Below are 22,765 nucleotides of genomic sequence, written 5' to 3'. Positions count from 1 at the left end.
TGGTTTTTGAAATCTCAAAAGCCAACTCAACTTGTTTTTAGTTCACCACTCTTTAGGTGTAAATCCCGTGTTGGAGCAGAGTCCGTCAGACTTTCACGACACACTCACGACGCGGTTTGCGGGGAGAGGGGTCGCCGGCAGCATAGCCCAAGGCGAGGAAGCCGATGCCTTCAAAATCCCCTTCCAAGCCAATTTCGCGAAGCCAAGCCTGCCACTCGGGTTGGTCAAACATTTCGCGGGCACGATTGATCCAGCAACTGGCAAGCCCAAGGGCGTGGGCGCAGAGCATCATGTTGCCCAAGACGAGCGTGCCGTCATAGACATGATTCGGGTTTTCGCGTTCGCTGACAACGAGGAGATAGACGGGCGCACCATAGAAAGGGTCCGCCACGTCAGCCTTGAGGAAGGAGGCGTTGGCTTGGCGAATGCGTGTCTGAGTCGCAGCGTCGCGGATAACGATGATGCGCCAAGGTTGTTTGCTCTTGCCGGAAGCGGCGTAGGTGCCTGCCTCAACGATTTGGTCGATGAGGCTTTCTTCGGGAAACTGCGGCAGATAGTTGCGACAACTGCGGCGCGTCAGAATGGCGTTCACGACGGCTTCTGCGCCGGCGGGGAGGGTGTTCTTTTCGAGTGACATATATCGTCCGATTAATTATTAGATTATCAATCTCAAGATTATCATTCTCGGTTTTCAAAGCGGAGGCTTTCGCCCTCGGCATCGGCACTGACGCGGATGGGCTGTGAACGGTCAACTTCTCCCGAAAGCAATGCTTTGCTAAGGTCGTTCAGCAGCAGACGCTGCAGCGCACGTTTGACGGGACGTGCTCCAAACTCGGGGTCAAAGCCGGCACGGGCAATCAGCGAGATGGCGGAGTCATCAACGCGGAGCGAAACCTCCTGGCGCTCGAGCAGACGGCAAATGCCTTCGACTTGCAGACGAACGATGCGGCGAATCTCCTCTTCGTTCAGCGGCTCGAACATGAGAATGTCGTCAATGCGGTTCAAAAACTCGGGGCGAACGGTTTGCTTCAGCATCTCCAGAATCTCGCCCGAAGTCTCGTCCAGCACGCGGCGGCGTTCTTCAGCCGATGCTCCGGCGAGCCCTTCCAACTTCTGCTGAATCAGAGAGGAACCAAGATTCGAGGTCATGATGATGATGGTGTTCTTGAAGTTCACCGTGCGTCCCTTGTTGTCCGTGAGGCGACCGTCATCCAAAACCTGGAGTAGGATGTTGAAGACATCGGGGTGCGCCTTCTCAATCTCATCGAAGAGCACAACGCTGTAGGGTTTGCGGCGCACGGCTTCTGTCAACTGACCACCTTCTTCATAGCCGACATATCCCGGAGGGGCACCGACCAAACGACTGACGCTGAACTTTTCCTGGTATTCGCTCATGTCGATTCGTGTCATCATGTTCTCGTCGTTGAAGAGGAAGTCGGCGAGCGCCTTTGCCAGTTCCGTCTTTCCGACACCTGTGGTGCCAAGGAAGATGAAAGAACCAATCGGGCGTTTGGGGTCTTGCAGACCGGCGCGGGAGCGGCGCACGGCATCGGAGACGGCGCGGATGGCTTCGTCCTGACCGACCACGCGGCGGTGGAGTTCTTCTTCAAGATGCAAGAGTTTCTCGCGTTCGCTCTGCATCATGCGCTTTACGGGGATTCCCGTCCAACGAGCCACCACATCGGCAATGTCATCGGGAGTGACCTCCTCCTTGACCATTGCCTCAGCGCCCTGACGAGAACGGAGTTGCTCCTGCTGCGACGCAATGTCGCTCTCAAGTTGGCGAAGTTTGCCGTAGCGAATCTCTGCGACACGCCCATAGTCTCCTTCTCTTTCGGCACGTGCAGCCTCAAATTTCAACTGTTCAATTTGCTGTTTGTCCTGTTGAATGCGCGAAATTACTTCTTTTTCTCCTTCCCACTTGGCGCGGAGGTCTTTTTCTTGCTCCGAGAGTTCCGCAATGTCCTTGTTCAGTTGCTCCAGTTTCGGCTGGTCGTTTTCACGCTTAATCGCCTCGCGTTCAATTTCAAGTTGGCGCAGGCGGCGGGAAATCTCGTCCAACTCCTCTGGCTGAGAGTCGCGCTCCATGCGCAACTTGGCGGCGGCTTCGTCCATCAAGTCAATCGCTTTGTCGGGCAGGAAACGGTCAGAGATGTAGCGGTGGGAAAGGCGAACGGCAGCGATGATAGCATCGTCCTGAATGCGGACACGGTGGTGATTCTCATATCTCTCCTTCAAACCGCGAAGAATTGAAATCGCGTCCTCGGGTGTCGGTTCATCCACCGTGACGGTTTGGAAACGACGCTCAAGCGCCTTGTCCTTTTCAAAGTATTTTTGGTATTCTTCCAGTGTCGTCGCACCGATGCTGCGGAGTTCGCCGCGGGCAAGCGCAGGTTTCAGAATGTTGGCAGCGTCCATGGCGCCCTCACTTTTTCCGGCGCCGACCAAGGTGTGAATCTCGTCAATGAAGAGGATGATGCCGCCCTCGGCTGCGGTCACCTCGTTGACCACGCTCTTGAGACGTTCCTCAAACTCACCTTTGTATTTCGCACCGGCAACGAGGGCACCCATGTCCAAAGAATAGAGTTTCTTGTCCTTCAGATTCTCCGGCACGTCACCGCTGACGATGCGCTGGGCGAGTCCTTCGACAATGGCGGTCTTTCCCGTTCCCGGTTCGCCGATGAGCACCGGGTTGTTCTTCGTTCGGCGGGAGAGAATCTGCAAGACGCGGCGTATCTCCTCGTCGCGACCGATGACGGGGTCAAGTTTCCCCGCCCGTGCTTCCTCCACGAGGTTGCGGGCATATTTCTGCAATGCTTGATAAGTTTCCTCGCTTGTCTCAGCAGTGGCTTTCTTGCCTCCGCGGAGTTCGGTGATGGCAGTCTGAAGCGCGGACTTCGTCACACCGGCATCGCTCAACATCTGTGCGGCGCGTCCCGACACTTGCAAAAGGGCGAGCAGCAGGGCTTCCAGTCCGACGAAGGTGTCGCCGGCGTTCTTGGCTTCCTCCCGTGCTTTCAAAAGCACCTTGTGTGTATCGCCGTCCAGATAGGGTTCTCCGCCGCTGACTTTCGGCTGGCGCGAGATTTCCTGTGAAACGGCAGCGCGCAGTCCTTGTTCATTCACACCCAGTTTTCCAAAAAGAAAGCGGGTGACGTTCTCGCCCTCGTCCAAGACACCGGCAAGGAGATGCAACGGGGTGATGGCTTGGGCACCACTTGCGGTGGCACGTTCCACCGCGGTCTGTATGGCCTGACGGCCTTTGATGGTGAAATCTTCAAAGTTCATAGTGTTCGTATTTTTTATTGTTTCGTTTGAATATGTTGAAAGCGGGAACGGTCTTCGAGAAGATGCTCACCCGTAGGGCTTGCTTCGCGCTTTCGCTTTTCAACTTAACAAACGCCTTGCCAACGCCTCATCCTCCACATTTTTTTAGAAATACCGACAAAATGGCAGGAGAGGAAGGGGAGAGCGTGACGTGGAAACACGCAGAGCGAGGAAAGACTTAGGCAAGAATAAAGGTGAAAGTCCGTTGGCAGAACTTTCACCTTTATTGGAGACACTCAATTCTCAAATGACCGGGCGAGCCGTCAGTTTGTGACGCGTGCGTCTTCTATCAAACCGCGGCGGAAAAGTTTGGGGGAAAGACCAAAGTTCTTCTTGACATATTTCCCAAAGAAAGAGAGTGTGGAGAAGTTCAATTCGCCTGCCACCTCCTTGATGGACTTGTCCGGACGCCCCAACATGCGTTCCACGTCTTCCATCACCAAACGACGAATGAGTTGCGAAGCCGTTTCACCGCAGTTGCTCTTGCAAATGAAACTCAGATACTTGGGAGAAACGTGAAGGCGGTCAGCATACCACGTCACTTCCCTCGGTTTGGGATAGGTGGAGAAGATGAGGTCAAGGAAACTGCGGTAGAGATTGTCGGCGGAGGTGAAGGCGGGTTGTTCAGCGATGTGGCTGACTTCCATGGCGGCATGAAACTCGCAAACGAAAGCCTGCATCAAGTTGCGCATGACAAAATTGTTGCGAAGGTCATTGCCGGAAGCAGAAATCCGTCTCTCTATCATTTGATAGTACTGAAGAAAAAGAGCCTGAGCGGTTTCGGAGAGCGAAACGACAGGGTTGGAGGAAAGAAAACGATTCACGTTCCACATTCCCATGGGAACGTTTAGAAGTTCTGTGAAGAATCGTTTGCTGAGATAAAATCCCTTGCAAAAGTAATCATCGGAGATGTTGGTACTCTCAATGCGTGTGCCGGGCTGGCAAAAGAGCAACTTTTGGGGAGTCAGATGGAAGGGAACTTCGTTGATGCGGACGTCACACGTGCCGCGCTCGCAGATGAATGCCGTGTAGGCTTCGGTGTGGCGAATGACTTTGCCGGCGCAAAGTTGAAGTGCGCAATCGCTGATGACGCAGAAGTGACGGTTGCAGGTGGTGCGGAAGGCAGAAGGCGGATCCGACAGGGAAAGGAGTTTTTTCAACGTTCTCATAGTTCTACAAATTAAAAAGGTGAGTCAAAGATTTAGTTTTCTGCGACAAATTAAATGACTAATTTTCAAATGAAGAGGCTCTTTCTTCTAAAATTTTACATGCTTTCCTTTTCAAAATGAATTTTGTCCCATTTTTTCGTCCGAATGTGCCATTTCTGACTCCCAAAAAGAAGACTTGATTGGGCGCAGAGTCTTCTTTTCTTGAATATGTCAGAGAGAAATGCGAACTTTGCACACAATTTCTGAACACCATCAAGGGGTGCAGATGTAAAGTTTTGCACCTCCAGATCTTTCTCAAAATCATCATGCGTCCTTTTCTCCTTCTTTCCAACGACGACGGCGTGGATGCTCCCGGACTGCGCTTTCTCATTGAAACCCTGCGTCCTCACGCAGACCTGCTTGTCGTGGCTCCTGACAGTCCGCGCTCGGGTTTTGCTTGTTCCATCACCGCGGGACATCCGCTGACCCTCAAACCTGTCAGTAAAGAAGAGGGGCTCGAAATATATGCCTGCTCTGGCACACCCGTTGATTGTGTCAAAATGGCACTCAACCTCTTCCCCGACCGCAAGCCGGACCTCATTGTCGGAGGAATCAACCACGGCGACAACTCCTCGGTCAATGCCCACTACTCCGGCACCATGGGCGTTGCCATCGAAGGTGCGCTGCAGGGTTATCCCTCCGTGGCGTTCTCGCTCTGCGATCATAGTCTCCAGGCGGACTTCACTCCGCTGAAGCCCTATCTCGTGGACCTCATGTTTAAGTCCATCACTGCGGGACTGCCGCCCTTTACCTGTCTGAACGTGAATTTCCCAAAAGCGGAAAAGTTCAAAGGCGTGAAAGTCTGCAGGATGTCTCGCAGTCGCTGGCAGAAGGAAGTGGCGGAAAGAGAGCATCCGTGGGGAGGAAAATACTATTGGCTGGTCGGCGAAAGCGTGGAACTTGAACCGGAAGCCACCGATACCGACCGCTGGGCATTGGCGAACGGGTATGTCGCCATCACTCCCACCCAACTCGACGTCACCGCCAACGAACTCATCAGCGTGCTGAGGGAGGTGTTGATTTGACAGCGAGAAAGTCCATTTGTGTACCTTTATATATTAAGTAATCCTCAAAAAATAACCTGCATCATCTTTGAAAATCTTTTCGGTCCATATTTCCTCCCTCATCAGTCACATAGTTACGACTATGCTCCTTCTTCGGGTGAAAATCTGACCTCGAAAATCTAATTCAAATCTGACGCAACTTATTATTTTCATATTACTAAATAGGAATAGCGACAAGACATGAAGTACTTTCTTATTGCCGGTGAAGCCAGTGGAGACCTCCACGCTGCGCATCTGATGATGGCGCTGAAGCAAGAAGATGCCGAAGCAGAGTTCCGCTGTTACGGCGGCGATGAAATGGAAACTGCCGGCGGGGAACTGCTTTGTCACTACCGACACCTTGCCTACATGGGCTTCATTCCCGTTCTGCTTCATCTCCCGACCATACTGCGTGGCATGAAGCGTTGCAAAGAGGAAATTGCCGCTTGGAAGCCCGATGCGGTGATTCTTGTGGACTATCCCGGTTTCAATCTCAAGATTGCAGCCTATGTCAAGGAAAAAGGCATCTGTCCTGTTTTCTACTATATTTCTCCTAAGATATGGGCTTGGAAGGAACACCGCATTCATGCCATTCGTCGTCACGTGGACCGAATGTTCTCCATCCTTCCTTTTGAGAAAGACTATTTTGAGAAAAAGCATGGCTATGAAGTGTCCTACGTCGGCAATCCGACCGTGGATGAAGTGCACGCGTTTCTTGAAAAACATCCGCGCAGCGAAATGTCGGAGCAGACCATCGCCCTGCTGCCCGGCTCACGAAAACAGGAAATTAAAGACAATCTGAGTCGAATGCTCCAAGCCGTGGCACCCCTGACAAAGAACTATCGCGTCGTCATTGCTGCCGCACCATCCATTCCTGAAGACTTCTACCTTCAAATACTCCGAAACTCTCCACTTCCGTCCGAGGCTTGTCGTTTGGAAAAAGGGCGCACCTATCACATTCTCCATCAAGCCTCCGCTGCACTTGTCACCAGCGGGACTGCCACCTTGGAGACAGCGCTGTTTCGTGTGCCGCAGGTGGTTTGCTATTACATCGTCTGCGGAAAGTTTGTCTCTTGGCTGCGTCGTCACCTGCTGAAAGTGCCCTTCGTCTCCCTCGTGAATTTGGTCTGCGGAAAAGAAGTGGTGAAAGAATTGGTGGCAGACGGCATGACGCCGCAACGCGTGCGTGCTGCCCTCTCAGAGATTCTGCCGAGAGAAGCGAAGCGCGAACAAATGCTTGCGGACTACGAAACCATGGCGCGCATCCTCGGCGAACCCGGAGCACCACAACGTGCCGCCAAAGAAATGGTGGAACGACTCAAAGGGAGTGTCGTGTAGTCCAGAAATCTCAAAATGTGGGGGCTATGAAATAGAACACATTGAAAGTCTTGGGCAATCTTCAATGAAAGAGCCGTGCTCCCATCTCACAAAAAAAGGAGGAAACGGCTGTTAGTTGGCAGAAAAGCAGTATTTTTGCGCTGTATTTCAACGAATGGCGCTTTGAGTGCGCCACATTTCCCATCCTTTTATTCAAGAAAACATGATGAAGAAGATTCTCCTCGTTCTCATTCTTTTGACGGGAACCTTGAGCGCCAGCGCGCAGTTTGAAAAGGGTAAGAAACACCTCAGCACCGCCTTGACGGGATTGAACCTGCAATACAGCGGCGAACAGAAGTTCCGCTTTGGACTCGATGCCAATGCAGGCTATTTCATCGATGACTGCCTCATGCTTCGCGCTCAGGTGGGCTATAATCACACCAAGGAATCCGATGACTTTAACTTCGGTGTCGGTGCGCGCTACTATTTCGACCAGTGCGGTGTCTTCCTCGGTGCCGGCGCAACTTACATCCACTATTCGCCCAAAAGCAACGACTTCGCCATCCCCGTGGAAGTGGGCTACGCCTTCTTCATCAACAAACACCTCACCATCGAACCGGCTGCCTACTATCAAATGTCGGTTGACGATTTTTCCAACAAGAGCACCGTTGGTCTGAAGGTGGGACTCGGCTTCTACTTCTGACCACAAAATGAACTCCGCATGACTTCGTGAGAACTGCCACCGGCGATTCTCACGAAGTCATGACGGTTTTTATTATAGAAGATAACTTAGAATTTTCCCAAACCGAAAATGACGGAAATCTCCACTTTGGGTGAGTTCGGACTGATTGACCGACTCACTGAAGGACTTGCGCCTTTCAATGCCTCCACTCTTCTCGGAGTGGGAGATGATTGTGCTGTGATGAACTATGCTTCAGACGCAAAAAACCGCGTCGTGGCGACCACGGACATGTTGATGGAGGGCATTCACTTCGACCTCACCTACACGCCCCTCAAACATCTCGGCTACAAAGCGGCAATGGTGAATCTCAGTGACGTATATGCCATGAACGCTCGTCCGCGTCAACTCCTCGTCAGCATCGCTGTTGGCAGAAAATGCAAGGTGGAACACCTCGACGAACTCTACGCCGGACTGCGCCTCGCCTGCGAACGACACGGCGTTGATCTCGTTGGAGGCGACACCACGTCTTCACTCACCGGCGTGGCAATCAGCATCACCTGTCTCGGTGAAGTCGAGGAAGAACGCATTGTCAAACGCTCCGGAGCACACGACACCGACCTCATCTGCGTCAGCGGAAACCTCGGTGCCGCCTATCTCGGGCTTCAACTCCTTGAACGCGAAAAGCGTGTGCTCAGCGGACAGAAGGGTGGCACGGAAACCGTCGCACAACCTGACTTCAGCGGAAGAGAATATCTCATCGAGCGCATCCTCAAACCCGAGGCACGCCGCGACGTCATTGACGCCCTGCAGAAAGCGGAGATTCTCCCGACAGCCATGATTGACATCAGCGACGGACTCTCTTCCGAACTGATGCACATCTGCAAAAAGAGCGGCGTGGGCTGCAGAATCTATGAAGAGAAAATTCCGGTTGATTATCAGACCGCCCTTGCCGCCGAAGAGTTTGGCATGAACGTCTATACCGCCGCACTCAACGGAGGTGAAGACTATGAACTCCTTTTCACCGTGCCTCTCACCGCCCACGAACTGGTGACTACTCTCCCTGATGTGAAAGAGATTGGCTATGTCACCCGCGCCGAACTCGGACAGAAACTCGTGACCCGCGACGGACAAGAGTTCGACCTCAAAGCGCAGGGCTGGAACCCGCTCGCAGAGAAAAGCGAGGCATGACGACCGCCTTTTTATATTCAGAAAATAGGACGTCACATCCGAATCATTCAAATCATCCGTAACAAAAAGCATAAAAACTAAACCCTAAAACATTGAAGCAATGAAACGTACATTCTTTTCCGCTGCGTTGATGGCAGCCTCCCTTCTTTTCACTTCTTGTGGTAACGGTTCTTCTCTCCTTTCTCAAGGCGGCACAACCGGAACAGGTCTGCTCGGCAGTGGGGCTTTGACGAGTGGCAGCTCCACCAGCTCCGCACTGACCACGGGACTCACCAGCCTGCTGGGCAATCTGCTCAACTCCGGCACAACCCTCACTCAGAATGACCTCGTCGGCACTTGGACCTATCAGACTGCTGACTGCGTCTTCGAGACTGAAAACTTCCTCGCCAAAGCGGGCGGCGAAATAGCGGCTGCGTCCATCGAAGAGAAGTTGAGCGCAGGACTTGAAAAAGTGGGACTCAAGAAAGGGTCTTGCAAATTCACCTTCAACAAGGACAACACCTATTCCGCACAAATCGGAAGCCGCACCATCAACGGACAATACACCCTCGACAGCGCGAACAAAAAGCTGACGCTCACCTACCTCAACGGACTCGGCACCATGACGCCGCGCATCGCCCGCAACGGTTCAAACATCAGTCTGCTCATGGACAGCGACAAACTCCTGACGCTCGTCAAGACTCTTTCCGCTTTCAGCAGCAACTCCACCCTCAAAACCGCATCAGAACTGCTGAGCAACTACGACGGACTCTACGTCGGCTTGCAGATGAGCAAATAAGAAACGCCTTCTGCGCTGCTCAGTTCGCCTTCGTTGGCGCTCAAAGCGCCAGCCACTTTTGACCTTTTAGACCCTTTTCCAAAATATGTTTGAAAATCTTAGCGAGAGACTTGAACGCTCCTTCAAATTGCTGAAGGGCGAAGGAAAAATCACAGAAATCAACGTCGCCGAAACACTCAAAGACGTGCGACGCGCCCTCCTTGATGCCGACGTGAACTTCAAGGTTGCCAAGCAATTCACCGACACGGTGAAGCAGAAGGCACTCGGAAAGAACGTTCTCACCAGCGTCAAACCGGGACAACTCATGGTCAAAATCGTCCACGACGAACTGACCCAACTCATGGGCGGACAAGCCGGAGAACTGAAACTCTCCTCCCGACCCTCCGTCATTCTCATGGCAGGTCTCAACGGTGCGGGTAAGACGACCCTCTCCGGTAAGCTCGCGCTCCTGCTGAAAAACAAAAAATCACGCAAACCCTTGCTCGTTGCCTGCGACGTCTATCGTCCCGCCGCCATTGACCAACTCCAGGTGCTCGGTGAGCAGATTGGCGTGGAGGTGTATGTGAACCGCGAGGAAAAAGACCCCGTCAAGATTGCTCTTGAAGGCGTTCACGAAGCCAAGGCGAAAGGCTATGACACCGTCATCGTCGATACCGCCGGACGCCTCGCCGTCGATGAAGAACTGATGAACGAAATCGCCGCCATCAAGGCAGCAGTTCAACCCGACGATACCCTCTTCGTGGTCGATGCCATGACCGGACAGGACGCCGTGAACACCGCCAAAGAGTTCAACGACCGCCTCGACTTTGAAGGAGTTGTGCTGACAAAACTCGACGGCGACACCCGCGGTGGTGCTGCCCTTTCCATTCGTAACGTGGTTGATAAGCCCATTCTCTTTGTCGGAACGGGCGAAAAGATGGAAGCGCTTGACGTTTTCCATCCCGAACGAATGGCAGACCGCATCCTCGGCATGGGTGACATCGTCAGCCTTGTGGAGAAAGCACAGGAACAGTTTGACGAACAGGAAGCGCTCAAACTGCAACGCAAAATCCGCAAGAACCAGTTCGACTTCAACGATTTTCTGAACCAGATTCAGCAAATCAAGAAGATGGGCAATTTGAAAGACCTTGCGTCCATGATTCCCGGTGTTGGCAAAGCGCTCAAAGACGTGGACATTGACGATGACGCGTTCAAGGGCATTGAAGCCATTATCCTCTCCATGACGCCTGCGGAACGCCACCGACCGGAAATTCTCAACCAAAGCCGAAAACTGAGAATTGCCAAAGGTAGCGGTACGTCGCTCCAAGAGGTGAACCGCCTCGTCAAGCAATTCGAGCAGACACGCAAGATGATGAAACTCGTCTCCGGAAACAACATGAGCAAGCTCATGGCAGGCATGCCCAAAATTCCCGGTATGCCGAAAAGATGAGACTCCTACAGAACACCCAACCCCTAAACTAAACTTCCAATGCAACTGATTGACGGAAAAGCGACAGCAGCAAAAATCAAAGAAGAAATCGCCGAAGAGGTGAACCGCATGCTGGCGGCGGGAAAACGTGCGCCGCACTTGGCTGCGGTGCTTGTGGGACATGATGGCGGCAGTGAGACCTACGTTCGCAACAAGGTCTTGGCGTGTGAGGCATGTCGCTTCACCTCCTCCCTCATCCGCTTTGAAGAAGATGTGACGGAGGAGGAACTGTTGGCGAAAGTGGACGAACTGAATCGCGATCCGAACGTGGATGGTTTCATCGTGCAACTTCCTCTCCCTGCTCATATTTCAGAACAGAAAATCATCGAAGCCATTGACTATCGCAAAGATGTGGATGGCTTCCATCCCATCAACGTGGGACGCATGGCGATTGGACTTCCCTGCTTCATCTCCGCCACGCCGAAAGGAATCCTCGAACTGCTCCGTCGCTATGACATTGACACCATCGGAAAAAAGTGCGTCGTGCTTGGTCGCAGCAACATTGTGGGCAAGCCGATGGCGCAGCTGATGTTGCAGAAGGGTTATGGAAACGCGACCGTCACCGTTTGTCACAGTCAGAGCCGCAATCTTCAGGCTGAGTGTCGCGATGCTGACATCCTCATTGCCGCTGTGGGCAGTCCGGCTTTTGTGACGGCAGACATGGTCAAGCCCGGTGCCGTGGTGATTGACGTGGGCACGACCCGTGTGCCGGATTCCACTCGTCCGAAAGGTTTCCGCCTCCAAGGTGATGTTGATTTTGAACACGTCGCCCCGCTCTGTTCCGCCATCACGCCCGTTCCCGGTGGCGTGGGACCGATGACGATTTGTATGTTGATGCTGAACACACTCTCCGCCGCCAAGCATGAATTCTACGCGTAATGATGCTTTTTTTCATCATTCGTTTTTTTGAAGATCTTTGACGAATTTCGGATTCAGTGAAAAGTATGGCTGTCCGGTAAAACTTTTTTTGCGCACAGAAAAGTTTTTACCGGACAGCCATATTTCTGCTTACATACACCAAACTTTTCTACGGTCAAATATTTGCCGCTACCACGCTGAGCCACGTGATTCGTCCCGTCACCGACCCGTCGTGACGCCGTTAAATGACTATCAAAACAGCGTCAATCACAGCCAAAAGTCACACACAAAAAAACTCCCGCAGGATTTGCTTGGTGCAACCTGCGGGAGTTTTTGGGAAAGTGAGTCAGAACTTACTTCTGATAGATTTTCACCTTGGTGCCGTCGTAGCCCACTGCCATGATGTAGTTGGCATCGGAGGGGAAGAGAACGTAGGTGTATTTAGATGAAATCTGGCTGTCTCCGAGGCCGAACATAGTGATGCGGATGAGTTCGCCGGCGGCGTTGTAGGTTTCGTAACCCACTGCGCCGGGCCATGCTTCGTTGTCCACCTTCACTTTGTTGCTCTGGAGCGTACATCCGTTGCCCACGGTTCCTTCAGCGAGGTGCACTTCGTTGCGGAAGTTCTCGCAGTTGTAGGCGTTGATGTAGTTCAGTGCGGCGGGAGCTTTGGGATATCCTTTGCTTGCGATGTAGGTTTTCAGTTCGTCACACATGGCTTGCGTGATGACGTTCCAGCCCGGAGAGTAGTCCTCGATGTAGGCGTGAATCGGTCTGAGGAGACCTGCTTTTTCGAAGAAGTCGCAGAGGTCGATGCCGCAGCCGTCCATGAAACGTTTCATCATTTCAATCTGCTGTTTTCCGGCAGTGTTGAAGGTGCTTGCGTTGAAGTTGGTTCGATAGGAGTGAATCAGGTTTCCCCATGCTCCGGGTGCTTTTTCGCATTCTTCGGTCCAGAGAGAGAGTTGCCAGAAGGGAACGACTTTAACGAAGTGGTCGTAGTTTCGGGTCTTTGTGGTGACGCTGCCGAGTGTGTTTCCGTTTTCATCCTCGTCGTTCACGGTTTTGTTGTTGGGAGTGGTGCCGTGGTAGTCGCAACCATCCTGCAGTTGCCATGAGATGCCTTTGCGCACACCTTCTTCGAGATAAACTTGGAAGCGTCCGCCGCGCATGCCGCTGTAGTCATCGATGCCGGTGACTTCGTCTTCAAGTCTGTGATAGCCGTTTCCGTAGGCTTTCTTAGATTTCAGTTTATGTTCCACCCAGGAGGCGTAGATGTTGTTGGTGGTTTCGCCGCATCCGTGCCATTTGAATCCCGGAGTGATTTGGTTGTTGTGTCCGAGTTCGTGTGCCATGCCCCAGAATTCGAAGTCTTCGTGGCTGGTCCATCCGACCCACGCGTCAAAGTAGGCAGCTGCGCCATATCCGTCTGCAAACATTCCGCTTTTGACGGGGCGTGCGAACTGGTGGTTTTTCGGTTCGAGGTTGCGTTGCGGTAGTCCCATGATTTCTCGTTCGCGATAGATGAGGCTGTCATAAATCAGCACGAGTTTCTCGGCGTTGGTGACTTTTCCAAGGCGAAGTTGTTGGACGGGAGCAACCACGTGGAGGCGGTTGCTGAGGATGTCGATGTTGTCGCTGACGGCATTGTCGAGGATTCGTTTCCACTCTTCGTTGTTGTCGCGTCCTTGCTTGAAGTAGCCGTTTTCACGTGCCATGGCGAAGTGGAGGTCCACTTGCGGTGCGGCAGTTTCGTTGTTGGAGTAGTAGCTAACGTAGATATTACCTCGGTTATTTGCTTTGAAGACGTTGATGCCATTTTTCAGTGAGTAGTATGATGCGGCTTGTCCTTCCGCTTCGATGTCCGCCTTGTTGCTAAAGTTGGCAATGCAGAGGTCCACGGGATAGTTTGGGTCAATCTTGTCAGCGAAGACGACGAGTTGTTCGTCCTTGTCCACGTAGATTCCGGTGGGGTTTTCATAGAGGTCGTAGGCGTTGCTGGTGCAGAGTTCGCTTTGGAGGAGTGTGCGGTTGCGATAGCAGTCGAAGGATCCGACTCTGTAGCGGGTGGAGTAGTTTCCTTCGAGCAGTTTGGTGGCGAGCACTTTGAGATAGGGTTGCGTCATGGCAGCCACCGCTGCTGCATCCACACCGGGCTTGAGTTCGTTGCAGAGTTTGCTGGTGAAGATGTTGTTCATGGCGTCCAGGAGTGCGGCATCGATGGAGTAGAATCCCATTTCGGCGCAGGAGGCGAAGTTGGTGGTTTTGTCGCTTCCGGCGGAATAGACTTCAATTTTCACTTTCAGCACGTCGTTGATGCCGTTTTCGCCGAAGCTCAGTGTGGAGGGAGTGTTGGACTTTCCGAAGTCAGCTCCTTTCACGAGCACCCAGGTGGAGGGTTCTGCGGAGGTGGCATAATAGACCTTCACCTCTCCGAAGTTTCCGTTCACGCCGCTGGTGCGCGGTGTATAGACCATGTAGTCCACGTGAGATGCCTCTTTCAGCGTGTAGGTGAGTGTCACGGGGAAGGTGCATCCGTTGTAGGAGGAGTGCCAGAGCGTGCTGACGTTTCCATCATAGGATTTGGTGATGTCTTCGCTGCTGCTGTTGGTGGAGGAGGCAGTGGCAGAGGCGATAGGAAGGAGCACGTCGCCGATGTCCTCTGCAGCGTTGTTGGGAGCTTGAACCACGGTGATGTCGCAGGAGGCAGTGCCATCTGCGTTTCTCAGCGTGAAGGATGCGCTGCGGGAGGCAGTGGTTTCCAGGTTATAGGTGGTGAAGAAGGTGATGTTGCCGTTGGCTTCTTTTCGGAAGCTGACCCAGTCAGCGTCTTCGGTGTTTTTCACCACCTCATATCCGTCGAAGTTCGCCATGACAGCCACGGTGCTGAATCCGGCGTTGTAGTTCACTTCGACAACGTCTTTGCTCGCCATGATGTGGGGAGCTTTCTGTGCGTCTTCGTCAAATTTGAGACTCTGCGCGGAAGCGGTGAGTCCAAACAGAGCGAGCGCGAGCAGACTTGCTTTATAGAAGGATTTCATGTGATTTCTGTGTGTTTATATTCTATTATATATATAAAGGAGTGAATCTGCCGTTTTGGTCAGCGCACGAGCACTTTCTTTCCGTTGACGACATAGACGCCGGCGGGGAGAGACAGCGTGGTGGTTCCGTTGGCAACGGTCTTTGCCACAATGGTCTGTCCGGCAGCAGAAACGACGCGGAGGGCTTCGGGTGAGGAAGCGCTGACGGTCAGTGTGCCCACGCCGCCTTCCACGAAGAGGTTGCTGTTCACCGTCACGTCAGTGATGCCTGAAGGCTCGCCCACGGTGAAGGGACCGATGACAAATTCCAGATTCGGATAGTAGGTGGCAGAAGTCATGTGGAGCATGACGTCGGCGTGTGATTTGAGGAAGGTGACTCTTCTGGTGGCAGTCTGAGTGTAGTCCGTTCCTTTCACGAGCGTGTAGCCTTCTCCGTTCACAAAGGTGAAGATGGGGTTGGAATTGACTCCGAATCCGTTTTTGTTGTAGATGTTGAGGTCATACTGCGTGTTGAGTTCGTAGGAGCTTTCCGCCTGATAAGGTCTCTGAGGTGCCAGGGCATAGTGGCTCACGGCACCGGTTTTCGCGATGCTGGGCATGGAGGGGATGGAGAGCGCGTTGTTTTGGATATAGACGTAGTCCAAGATGCCCTTACAATTCTTATCGTAGATGATTTCGCTGAGGTCGTTGTCGTTGGCAACGAGGGTTTCCAGCACCGGTGCTCCTTTGCTGAAGTCCAGCGAAGTCAGTTTGTTGTTTTCCACCCAGCATTCTTTCAGCACGGGGGCGTTGCCCATGGTGATTGCCGGCAGTTCGTTGGAGGAAGCGCAGAGGGAGCGCAGGTTTTCCGTTCCGTTCAGGGCGAGGGAAGTGGTGACCTTGTTGTGTTGCATCCAGAGCGTGCTCACTTCATAGAGGTTCATGGAGAAGGAGGCAGCCCTGGTCAGTTCGTTGTGGGCAGTCACGTAGTTCTGAACTCTTGCGGAAGTGGCGAGTTTGAGGCTGCTGCCCGTCAGGGCATTCTGCGCCACGTTGATGTCCTTGATTTTGGTGTTTTTCTGGAGGTCCAGCGCGGTGAGTTTGTTGCCCTGCACGTCAACTTCTTCGAGCAGGGTGCAGTTTGTAGTGGAGAGTTCCGTCAGTTCGTTGTCTGCTGCAAAGAGTTGTCTCAGATTGGTGGCTTTGGAAATGTCAAGTGCAGAGAGTTTGTTGCCCTGCACGAAGAGCGAATAGATTTTTCCGGAAATCGTGGAGATGGTGAGGTCTGCGTCCTTCACCTCGATTTCCATGGGGCCGCCGGGGCAGTTCACCGTTTCTTCGGTGTCGTTTCCCCATGTCAGTTTTAGCTGCACGTCGCTGTTGAAGGCAACTTGAAGCTTCTCACCCGGAGTGAGTCCCGTGGTGAGTTTCACCTCGTCAGCACGAACCTGTAAGGCTCCCGACGAAAGTGCGGCTACAGCCAGTAGTAATGGAATTTTGTTCATGGTGATTAGATAAAGTTATGTAATATGTCAATGATTCTCAGTTTCTGACGAAGACAGCGTTGGTGGCGCCGGAGTAGGTCAGAGGATAGCGCAGCAGGCGGTTTCCTTGGTCGCCTGCGCCGTTTTGGGTCAGGTCAAAGGTTTCGCCGCAGAAGGAGCAGTTCACCTGTTCTTTTCCGGCTCCCGTGAAGCGCAGCCGATGGTTTTTGGAGGGAGTGCCGTGGAAGCAGGTTGGACAAGCCAAGTCGAATGCCATCGGCACAAAGTTCATTTGGAGGTCGGGCACGGAGGGCGTGCCGACGATGAATCCCATCACACACTCAAACGGTTGTGAGTAACTTCCGTTTTGTGGGTTGGACGTTGCCTGTGCCGAGTTGCGTCCGTCGTTTGAGACGAAACGATAGGTGCGTTCGCTGACGGCTTCCACCGTGGTCCACATTCCCGGTGAGGTGACGGCTGCCTCCAGCGGGAATGCCGCTGTCACGGGCGAAAAGTAGAAATAGGCTTTGACTTCGCGACTGTAGAGGTCCTCCACCGTGTCCGTGCAACCCGTCAGCGCGGTGCAGAGTCCGGTTGCTCCCGCCAAAAGCAGGATGAGGGAAAGAGCGTGGCGAAGGAGAGATGGGGGCAGCGTTTTCATGAGATGGAAGAGGACAAAAGTGTTGAAGAGAAAAAAGGGTGATTCCGGATGCTCATTCCCTTCCCAGCAGTTTGTTTTCGGCTTTTGCGACGCGGGCAAAGTCAAAGGAGTGGAAGAGTTCGGCGGAGCGTCGGGCGATTTCTGCGTTACACAGATTTCCCACGCTGCCCTCGTGGGTGTGGCGCAGGCATTTCTCCGGTCGGAACTCGCCGCGTTCGATTTCCAGTCCCACTTCGCGATAGGCATCGCGGAAAGGCATGCCGGCAGCGGCGCGGCGGTTCACCTCCTCCACCGACCACATTGCGTCGTAGCGTGGGTCATCGATGATGCTTTCGTTCACCTTGATGCGTTCCACCGTGTAGGCAGCCATGTGCAGGCAGTCGATGAGTCGGTCGAACGCAGGGAGGAATGCTTCCTTCAGTTCCTGCAAGTCGCGGAAGTAGCCGCTCGGCAGGTTGTTCATCACCGCCATCAATTCTTGTGGCAGGTTTTGCAGGCGGTTGCAGCGGGCACGAATCAGTTCAAAGACATCCGGATTTTTCTTGTGAGGCATGATGCTTGAGCCCGTGGTGCATTCGTCGGGCAGTTTCACGAATCCGAAGTTTTGGGAGTTGAAGAGACAGGCGTCGAACGCCAGTTTGGCGACTGTGCCGGCGATGCCCGCCAGTGCAAACGCCACGTCGCGTTCCATCTTGCCGCGTCCCATTTGTGCATAGACCACGTTCCAGTTCAGACCGTCGAAGCCCAGCAGTTCCGTGGTCATCGTGCGGTTCAAGGGGAAGGAAGAGCCGTAGCCTGCCGCAGAGCCCAGCGGATTGCGGTTTGTCAGGCGGTAGGCAGCTTCCAACAGGAGCAGGTCGTCGGTGAGGCTTTCGGCGTAGGCGCCAAACCACAGTCCGAAACTTGACGGCATTGCCACTTGCAGGTGCGTGTAGCCCGGCATCACGACGTCTTTGTATTCTTCGCTCTTCGCCAAGAGTTCGTCGGAGAGTTTCTTCACCGCTTCAGCCACGCGTCGAATCCCGTCGCGGGCAAAGAGTTTCAGGTCCAGCAGCACCTGGTCGTTGCGGGAGCGTCCGGCGTGGATTTTCTTTCCCATGTCGCCGAGTTTGCGTGTCAGTGTCAGTTCCACTTGGGAGTGCACGTCCTCGATGCCGTCTTCAATGACGAAGCGACCCTCTTCTGCTTCTCGGACAATGTTTTTCAGTTCTGCCAGCAGGCAGGGCAGTTCGTCGTCGTCAATGAGTCCGATGGAGTGGAGCATGGTCACGTGTGCCATCGAACCCAGTGCGTCCCATTTTGCGAGCATCACGTCCAGTTCGCGGTCATGTCCGACCGTGAAGCGGTCTATTTCTTCTGTGGGTATGGTGTTCTTTTGCCAGAGTCTCATGAATTATTTTTTGTGTTTTGAATTTTGGGCTGGAACGTTTTTTTCCGGCGTTGCGGAAAGGAAAGTAAATACATTAACTCCGTGGCAAAAGTAACAAATTAAAATGATGAATAAAAAAAGTTTGGCAAAGTTTATCATTTATGTTTTCTATTCATGACGCAGGTTTTGTCAGAGCTTTGGGTTCAGCGACAAAAAGCAGGGTTTGGAAAAAACTATTTGCAGAAGAACGGAGAAAAACTTATTTTTGTCGCGCAATCATGTTGCTTTAATTTCGTCAGTTGTCTGCCTTTTGCGCAGTTCGTCCGTTTCTTTTTCATTGCACATCACCCCTCCTATGGTGAATCTGAATCTTCGTTTTTTTCATCTGAACAGGAAAGAAGAAACAACCTATCTTGTCATTTGGCTCTTCATTTTCTTTGTTCCCCTTGCGCTCATGTACTTTCAAGTGAGCCACGGACGCAGCTCCACCTTTGACGCTTGGCTGGACGTCAAGATGAGTTGGATGGATTTGCTTGTCTATTGGGGCATATTCCTCCTGCACAATCTTTTTCTCGCTCCGCTCTTTGTCTATCACAAAAAACGATTGACTTATTTGCTCGGAGTTGTTCTCCTTCTTGTTCCTTTTGAAATCTATCAGTTCTCTACGCCGCCTTTTCACGACAGAGAGCATCGTGAGCACTTCCGGCAAGAACGAGGTCACAATCCTTCGCATGACGGCATGCCGTCGCCGTTTGAGAAATCCGACAAGAACAATCACGCCGAACGTCCTCTTGATCAAAAAGGTGAGAGACCGCATCCCCATGACCACGACGGAAGACTGGGACGACCAGGCAAGAAGAACGGGCGTCCCCCCTTTGGCCGTCCGCCCTTCGGTTTGCTCAGTCGTGACATCATCCCCACCGCTGTCGTGCTCCTCATTCTCGCGCTTAATCTCGGCGTCAAAAACTCGGTGCGCTCCCTTGCCGACCGCCGCAAGTTGGAAGAGCTGGAAAAACAAAACTTGGAGAATCAGATTGCCTATCTCAAATACCAAATCAATCCGCATTTCTTCATGAACACGCTGAACAACATTCATGCGCTTGTGGACATTGACCCCGAGAAGGCAAAGAAGACGATTGTGATTCTTTCAAAGATGATGCGCTATCTGCTCTATGACGGAGACCGTCACTTCATCCCTCTGCGGAAAGAAATTGAGAGCATTTCGCACTATGTTTCGCTCATGAAGATTCGCTTCTCGGACGACGTGAAGATTTCGTTGGAACTCCCTTCCGTTCCACCACAGGCTGAGGTGCCGCCCGTGCTTTTCACAACCTTTCTTGAGAATGCTTTCAAACACGGCATCAGTCTTCGCCAGCCCAGTTTCATCTCCATCAGCCTTGAGGTTGATGAAGAGAACATAGTCTTCCATTGCCGCAACAGCAAGAACAACATCTCTCAATCCTCCATAGAAGAAAGCGGCGTCGGCATTGCCAACGCGCGGCGCAGATTGGAACTGCTCTACGGCAACAACTTCACCCTTGAACTTCAAAACGAGACCGACACCTATAGCGTGCGGCTTGTCATTCCCATTCTTCATCCTTCTGAACCATGATTAAAGTTTTAGCCATTGATGATGAACCTCTTGCCCTTCAACAGTTGGCAAGTTATGTGAAACGAGTGCCCTTTTTCACCCTCAGTGGCGTTTGTCAAAGCGCCGTGGAAGCCAAGGAGTTCTTGGCAGGAAATGCCGTGGACGCCATCTTCATTGACATCAACATGCCCGAACTGAACGGCATTGATTTCGTGCGTTCCCTCCTCTCACCTCCTTTGATTGTCTTCACGACGGCATACTCTGAGTTTGCCGTGGAGGGTTTCAAGGTGGATGCTGTGGACTACTTGCTGAAACCTTTTGGCATGGACGAGTTCATGCATGCTGCCCGCAAGGTGAAACGCTTGGTGGAACTCACGAAAAAAGAGGATGAGGAGTGGAAGGAGGAGTACACGCATCCCGCTCCCGCCGCTCCTTCTGCCCTTGCCGCGAAACAATCCGAACTCCAGGAAGACATCATTTATCTCAAAACGGACTACAAGGTCATCCGCCTCAATATCTCCGAAATCTGCTACGTCGAGTCCATGGGCTCCTATCTTCGCTTCCACCTCTTGAACAAACAGAAACCCGTCATGGCACTGCTGACGATGAAGAAAATCGAAGACCGACTGCCGACCTCGGACTTCATGCGCATTCATCGTTCCTACATCATCAACCTCAAAGCCGTTCGGGAAATCAACCGCAACCGCATCACGCTCGACACAGGAGATATGCTCCCCCTCGGAGACATGTATCGCGACAAATTTGGAGAATACGTGGAAGCCAACTATCTCGGAAGATGAGAAGACGTGAAGTGGAACCATAGTTCCGTGAAAAACGTGCTTCTTGCACAAAGTCATCGGCACGAACGCTCAAATTGTATTACTTTTGTGGCGTCGTGTCGTTTTTTTATGCCGCGATACTCCCCAATTTTTAGGACAGTCCTTGCGCTTCTTATTCCATATCTTAGAACCTTCTTTTTTAGAACACCCCTTTAATCTTATAGTCTATGAAAAAGCATCTACTCGGAGGGCTCCTCGCTTCCATGGCAGTTCCGCTGAGTGCGCAACAGTTGCCGAACGTCGTGGTCATTGTGGCGGACGACCTCGGCTATGGTGACCTCTCCTGCTACGGTGCCACCCGCGTCAGCACACCCAACGTGGACCGACTCGCCGCCTCAGGCATCCGCTTCACCAATGCCCACGCCTGCGCTTCGACCAGCACACCCTCACGCTACAGCCTGCTGACCGGTGAATACTGCTTCCGCCGCAAAGACACCAACATCGCAGCCGGCAACGCGGGAATGATTGTTCGACCCGAACAAACCACCGTGGCAGACATCTTCAAGCAGCGAGGCTATGCCACCGCTGCCATCGGCAAATGGCACCTCGGACTCGGAGACAAAACCGGAACACAGGATTGGAACGGCACGCTCGACATGACGCCGCAAGACATCGGATTTGACCACCACTATCTCATGGCTGCCACCGCAGACCGCGTGCCCTGCGTCTTCATCGAGAACGGCAGGGTCGTGAACTACGACCCTACTGCACCCATCTCCGTCAGCTACGCATCCAACTTCGCCGGAGAACCCACAGGCGCAGCCAATCCCGAACTGCTGACCAAACTCAAATCCAGCCACGGACACAATCAGAGCATCGTGAATGGAATCGGAAGAATCGGCTACATGAAAGGTGGAGGAAAAGCCCTCTGGCGCGATGAGGACATTGCCGACAGCATCGCTGCCGCCGCCGTGCGCTTCATCAAAAGCCACAAAGCGCATCCCTTCTTCATGTATCTCTGCACCAACGACGTTCACGTGCCCCGAATGCCCCACGAGCGTTTCCGAGGAAAGAGCGAACTCGGACTCCGCGGCGAAGCCATCTTGCAATTTGACGAAACAGTGGGCAACGTGATGAAAACACTGGAAGAGAACGGACTGACCGAAAACACCCTCATCATTCTCACCAGCGACAACGGACCCGTTCTGGATGACGGCTATCAAGACCAAGCCGCCACACTCAACGGCGACCACACTCCTTGGGGACCTTTCCGAGGTGGAAAATACAGTGCCTTTGAAGCCGGCACCCGCGTGCCGTTCATTGTCAGTTGGAGGGGAACCGTCACAGCCGGCGAAACCTCCAACGCTTTGATTTCTCAGATAGACCTCCTGGCAGGCTCCGCCGCCCTCATCGAAACGCAAGTGCCCCTCGGTGCCGCCATGGACAGTCGAAACAGTTTGGAAACCTGGCTCGGACACAATCACGACGACCGTGAGTTTGTCGTCGAAATGGCTGCCAACCGAACGCTCTCGCTGCAAAGCGGACGCTGGAAATACATTGAACCTTCCAACGGAGTAGCGAAAATCAACAGCGTGAACATCGAAACGGGCTATCTCTCCACCCCGCAACTCTATGACCTGAGCAAAGACCCCGGCGAAACAAACAACCTCTACTCCTCCCAACCCGCCGAAGCAGACCGACTGGCAATCGTGCTCGCTGAACTGCGCTCGGCGGGGATAGCGAAGGACACGACGTATGGCTGCGAACTTGTCACTCCCAAACGCGAAAACGCTACACGACCCGCACCATATCGTAAATAAAAGGGGAAACAAAAAAACTATACAAACTATACACAAAACCCTACATTCAACCTTGCATTTTGCTGATTTATCGTGCGTTACGGAATGTATAGTTTGAGGCGCAAACTATACACAAACTATACATTGAACCATACATTGAGGCGTTTCAAACCCTACACAGCGAGCGTACGCG

General features: G+C 52.9%; 16 protein-coding genes and 1 pseudogene. 10 read left to right on the top strand and 7 right to left on the bottom strand.

The window, feature by feature from the left end; all coding sequences use genetic code 11:
• Positions 1-85 precede the first annotated feature (85 nt).
• The 3 genes from I6E40_RS06085 to I6E40_RS06075 form a co-directional block, all read right to left on the bottom strand.
• Positions 86-637 carry a nitroreductase family protein gene (locus I6E40_RS06085; RefSeq protein WP_235386093.1) on the bottom strand — a complete coding sequence of 184 codons (552 nt, stop codon included), beginning with the start codon at positions 635-637 and terminating at the stop codon, positions 86-88.
• Positions 638-678: 41 nt separating this feature from the next.
• Entirely contained in the window at positions 679-3,288 is a 2,610-nt protein-coding gene (gene clpB, locus I6E40_RS06080; RefSeq protein ID WP_235386091.1) for an ATP-dependent chaperone ClpB, read from the bottom strand.
• A 302-nt stretch (positions 3,289-3,590) separates the two neighbouring features.
• A complete protein-coding gene (locus I6E40_RS06075; RefSeq protein ID WP_235386089.1) occupies positions 3,591-4,496 on the bottom strand; it encodes a helix-turn-helix domain-containing protein in 906 nt (301 codons plus the stop codon).
• A gap of 305 nt (positions 4,497-4,801) precedes the next feature.
• Here I6E40_RS06075 and surE point away from each other — a divergent pair, with 305 nt between their 5' ends.
• The 7 genes from surE to folD all read left to right on the top strand — a co-directional run bounded on the left by surE (position 4,802) and on the right by folD (position 11,890).
• Entirely contained in the window at positions 4,802-5,560 is a 759-nt protein-coding gene (gene surE / locus I6E40_RS06070; RefSeq protein WP_235386087.1) for a 5'/3'-nucleotidase SurE, read from the top strand.
• A gap of 219 nt (positions 5,561-5,779) precedes the next feature.
• Positions 5,780-6,916, top strand: coding sequence for a lipid-A-disaccharide synthase (gene lpxB, locus I6E40_RS06065; protein WP_235386085.1), 1,137 nt, complete (start codon positions 5,780-5,782; stop codon positions 6,914-6,916).
• Between the two features lie 202 nt (positions 6,917-7,118).
• Positions 7,119-7,598 carry an outer membrane beta-barrel protein gene (locus tag I6E40_RS06060; RefSeq protein WP_235386084.1) on the top strand — a complete coding sequence of 160 codons (480 nt, stop codon included), beginning with the start codon at positions 7,119-7,121 and terminating at the stop codon, positions 7,596-7,598.
• Positions 7,599-7,706: 108 nt separating this feature from the next.
• Positions 7,707-8,765 carry a thiamine-phosphate kinase gene (gene thiL, locus I6E40_RS06055; RefSeq protein ID WP_235386082.1) on the top strand — a complete coding sequence of 353 codons (1,059 nt, stop codon included), beginning with the start codon at positions 7,707-7,709 and terminating at the stop codon, positions 8,763-8,765.
• 100 nt (positions 8,766-8,865) lie between these two features.
• Entirely contained in the window at positions 8,866-9,543 is a 678-nt protein-coding gene (locus I6E40_RS06050) for a DUF4923 family protein (RefSeq protein ID WP_235386080.1), read from the top strand.
• 85 nt (positions 9,544-9,628) lie between these two features.
• On the top strand, positions 9,629-10,972 hold the full coding sequence (gene ffh, locus I6E40_RS06045) for a signal recognition particle protein (protein ID WP_235386079.1): 1,344 nt from the start codon (positions 9,629-9,631) through the stop codon (positions 10,970-10,972).
• A 39-nt stretch (positions 10,973-11,011) separates the two neighbouring features.
• The gene (gene folD / locus I6E40_RS06040; RefSeq protein ID WP_235386077.1) at positions 11,012-11,890 is read left to right on the top strand and encodes a bifunctional methylenetetrahydrofolate dehydrogenase/methenyltetrahydrofolate cyclohydrolase FolD; all 879 of its coding nucleotides are present in this window, start codon (positions 11,012-11,014) and stop codon (positions 11,888-11,890) included.
• Between the two features lie 332 nt (positions 11,891-12,222).
• Here folD and I6E40_RS06035 read toward each other — a convergent pair whose 3' ends face one another.
• The 4 genes from I6E40_RS06035 to argH are packed head-to-tail and all read right to left on the bottom strand — an operon-like array spanning position 12,223 to position 18,424.
• Entirely contained in the window at positions 12,223-14,910 is a 2,688-nt protein-coding gene (locus I6E40_RS06035; protein WP_235386076.1) for a M60 family metallopeptidase, read from the bottom strand.
• 59 nt (positions 14,911-14,969) lie between these two features.
• Positions 14,970-16,394, bottom strand: coding sequence for a leucine-rich repeat domain-containing protein (locus tag I6E40_RS06030; RefSeq protein ID WP_235386070.1), 1,425 nt, complete (start codon positions 16,392-16,394; stop codon positions 14,970-14,972).
• Between the two features lie 37 nt (positions 16,395-16,431).
• The gene (locus I6E40_RS06025; protein ID WP_235386069.1) at positions 16,432-17,034 is read right to left on the bottom strand and encodes a hypothetical protein; all 603 of its coding nucleotides are present in this window, start codon (positions 17,032-17,034) and stop codon (positions 16,432-16,434) included.
• Positions 17,035-17,086: 52 nt separating this feature from the next.
• Positions 17,087-18,424, bottom strand: coding sequence for an argininosuccinate lyase (gene argH, locus I6E40_RS06020; RefSeq protein ID WP_235386067.1), 1,338 nt, complete (start codon positions 18,422-18,424; stop codon positions 17,087-17,089).
• Positions 18,425-18,758: 334 nt separating this feature from the next.
• Here argH and I6E40_RS06015 point away from each other — a divergent pair, with 334 nt between their 5' ends.
• The 3 genes and pseudogenes from I6E40_RS06015 to I6E40_RS06005 all read left to right on the top strand — a co-directional run.
• Positions 18,759-20,015 carry a sensor histidine kinase gene (locus I6E40_RS06015; RefSeq protein WP_235386065.1) on the top strand — a complete coding sequence of 419 codons (1,257 nt, stop codon included), beginning with the start codon at positions 18,759-18,761 and terminating at the stop codon, positions 20,013-20,015.
• Positions 20,012-20,794 (top strand): LytR/AlgR family response regulator transcription factor, encoded by a 783-nt coding sequence (locus I6E40_RS06010; protein WP_235386063.1) that lies wholly within the window; start codon positions 20,012-20,014, stop codon positions 20,792-20,794. The genes I6E40_RS06015 and I6E40_RS06010 overlap by 4 nt, the downstream gene beginning before the upstream one ends.
• Positions 20,795-21,000: 206 nt before the next feature.
• Positions 21,001-22,500, top strand: a pseudogene (locus I6E40_RS06005) (sulfatase family protein); the annotation flags it as partial.
• Between the last annotated feature and the right edge of the window lie 265 nt (positions 22,501-22,765).

It is taken from the genome of Prevotellamassilia timonensis (genome assembly GCF_021531665.1).
Taxonomy (GTDB): Bacteria; Bacteroidota; Bacteroidia; order Bacteroidales; family Bacteroidaceae; genus Alloprevotella.
This window is presented reverse-complemented; position numbering and strand designations above follow the sequence as displayed.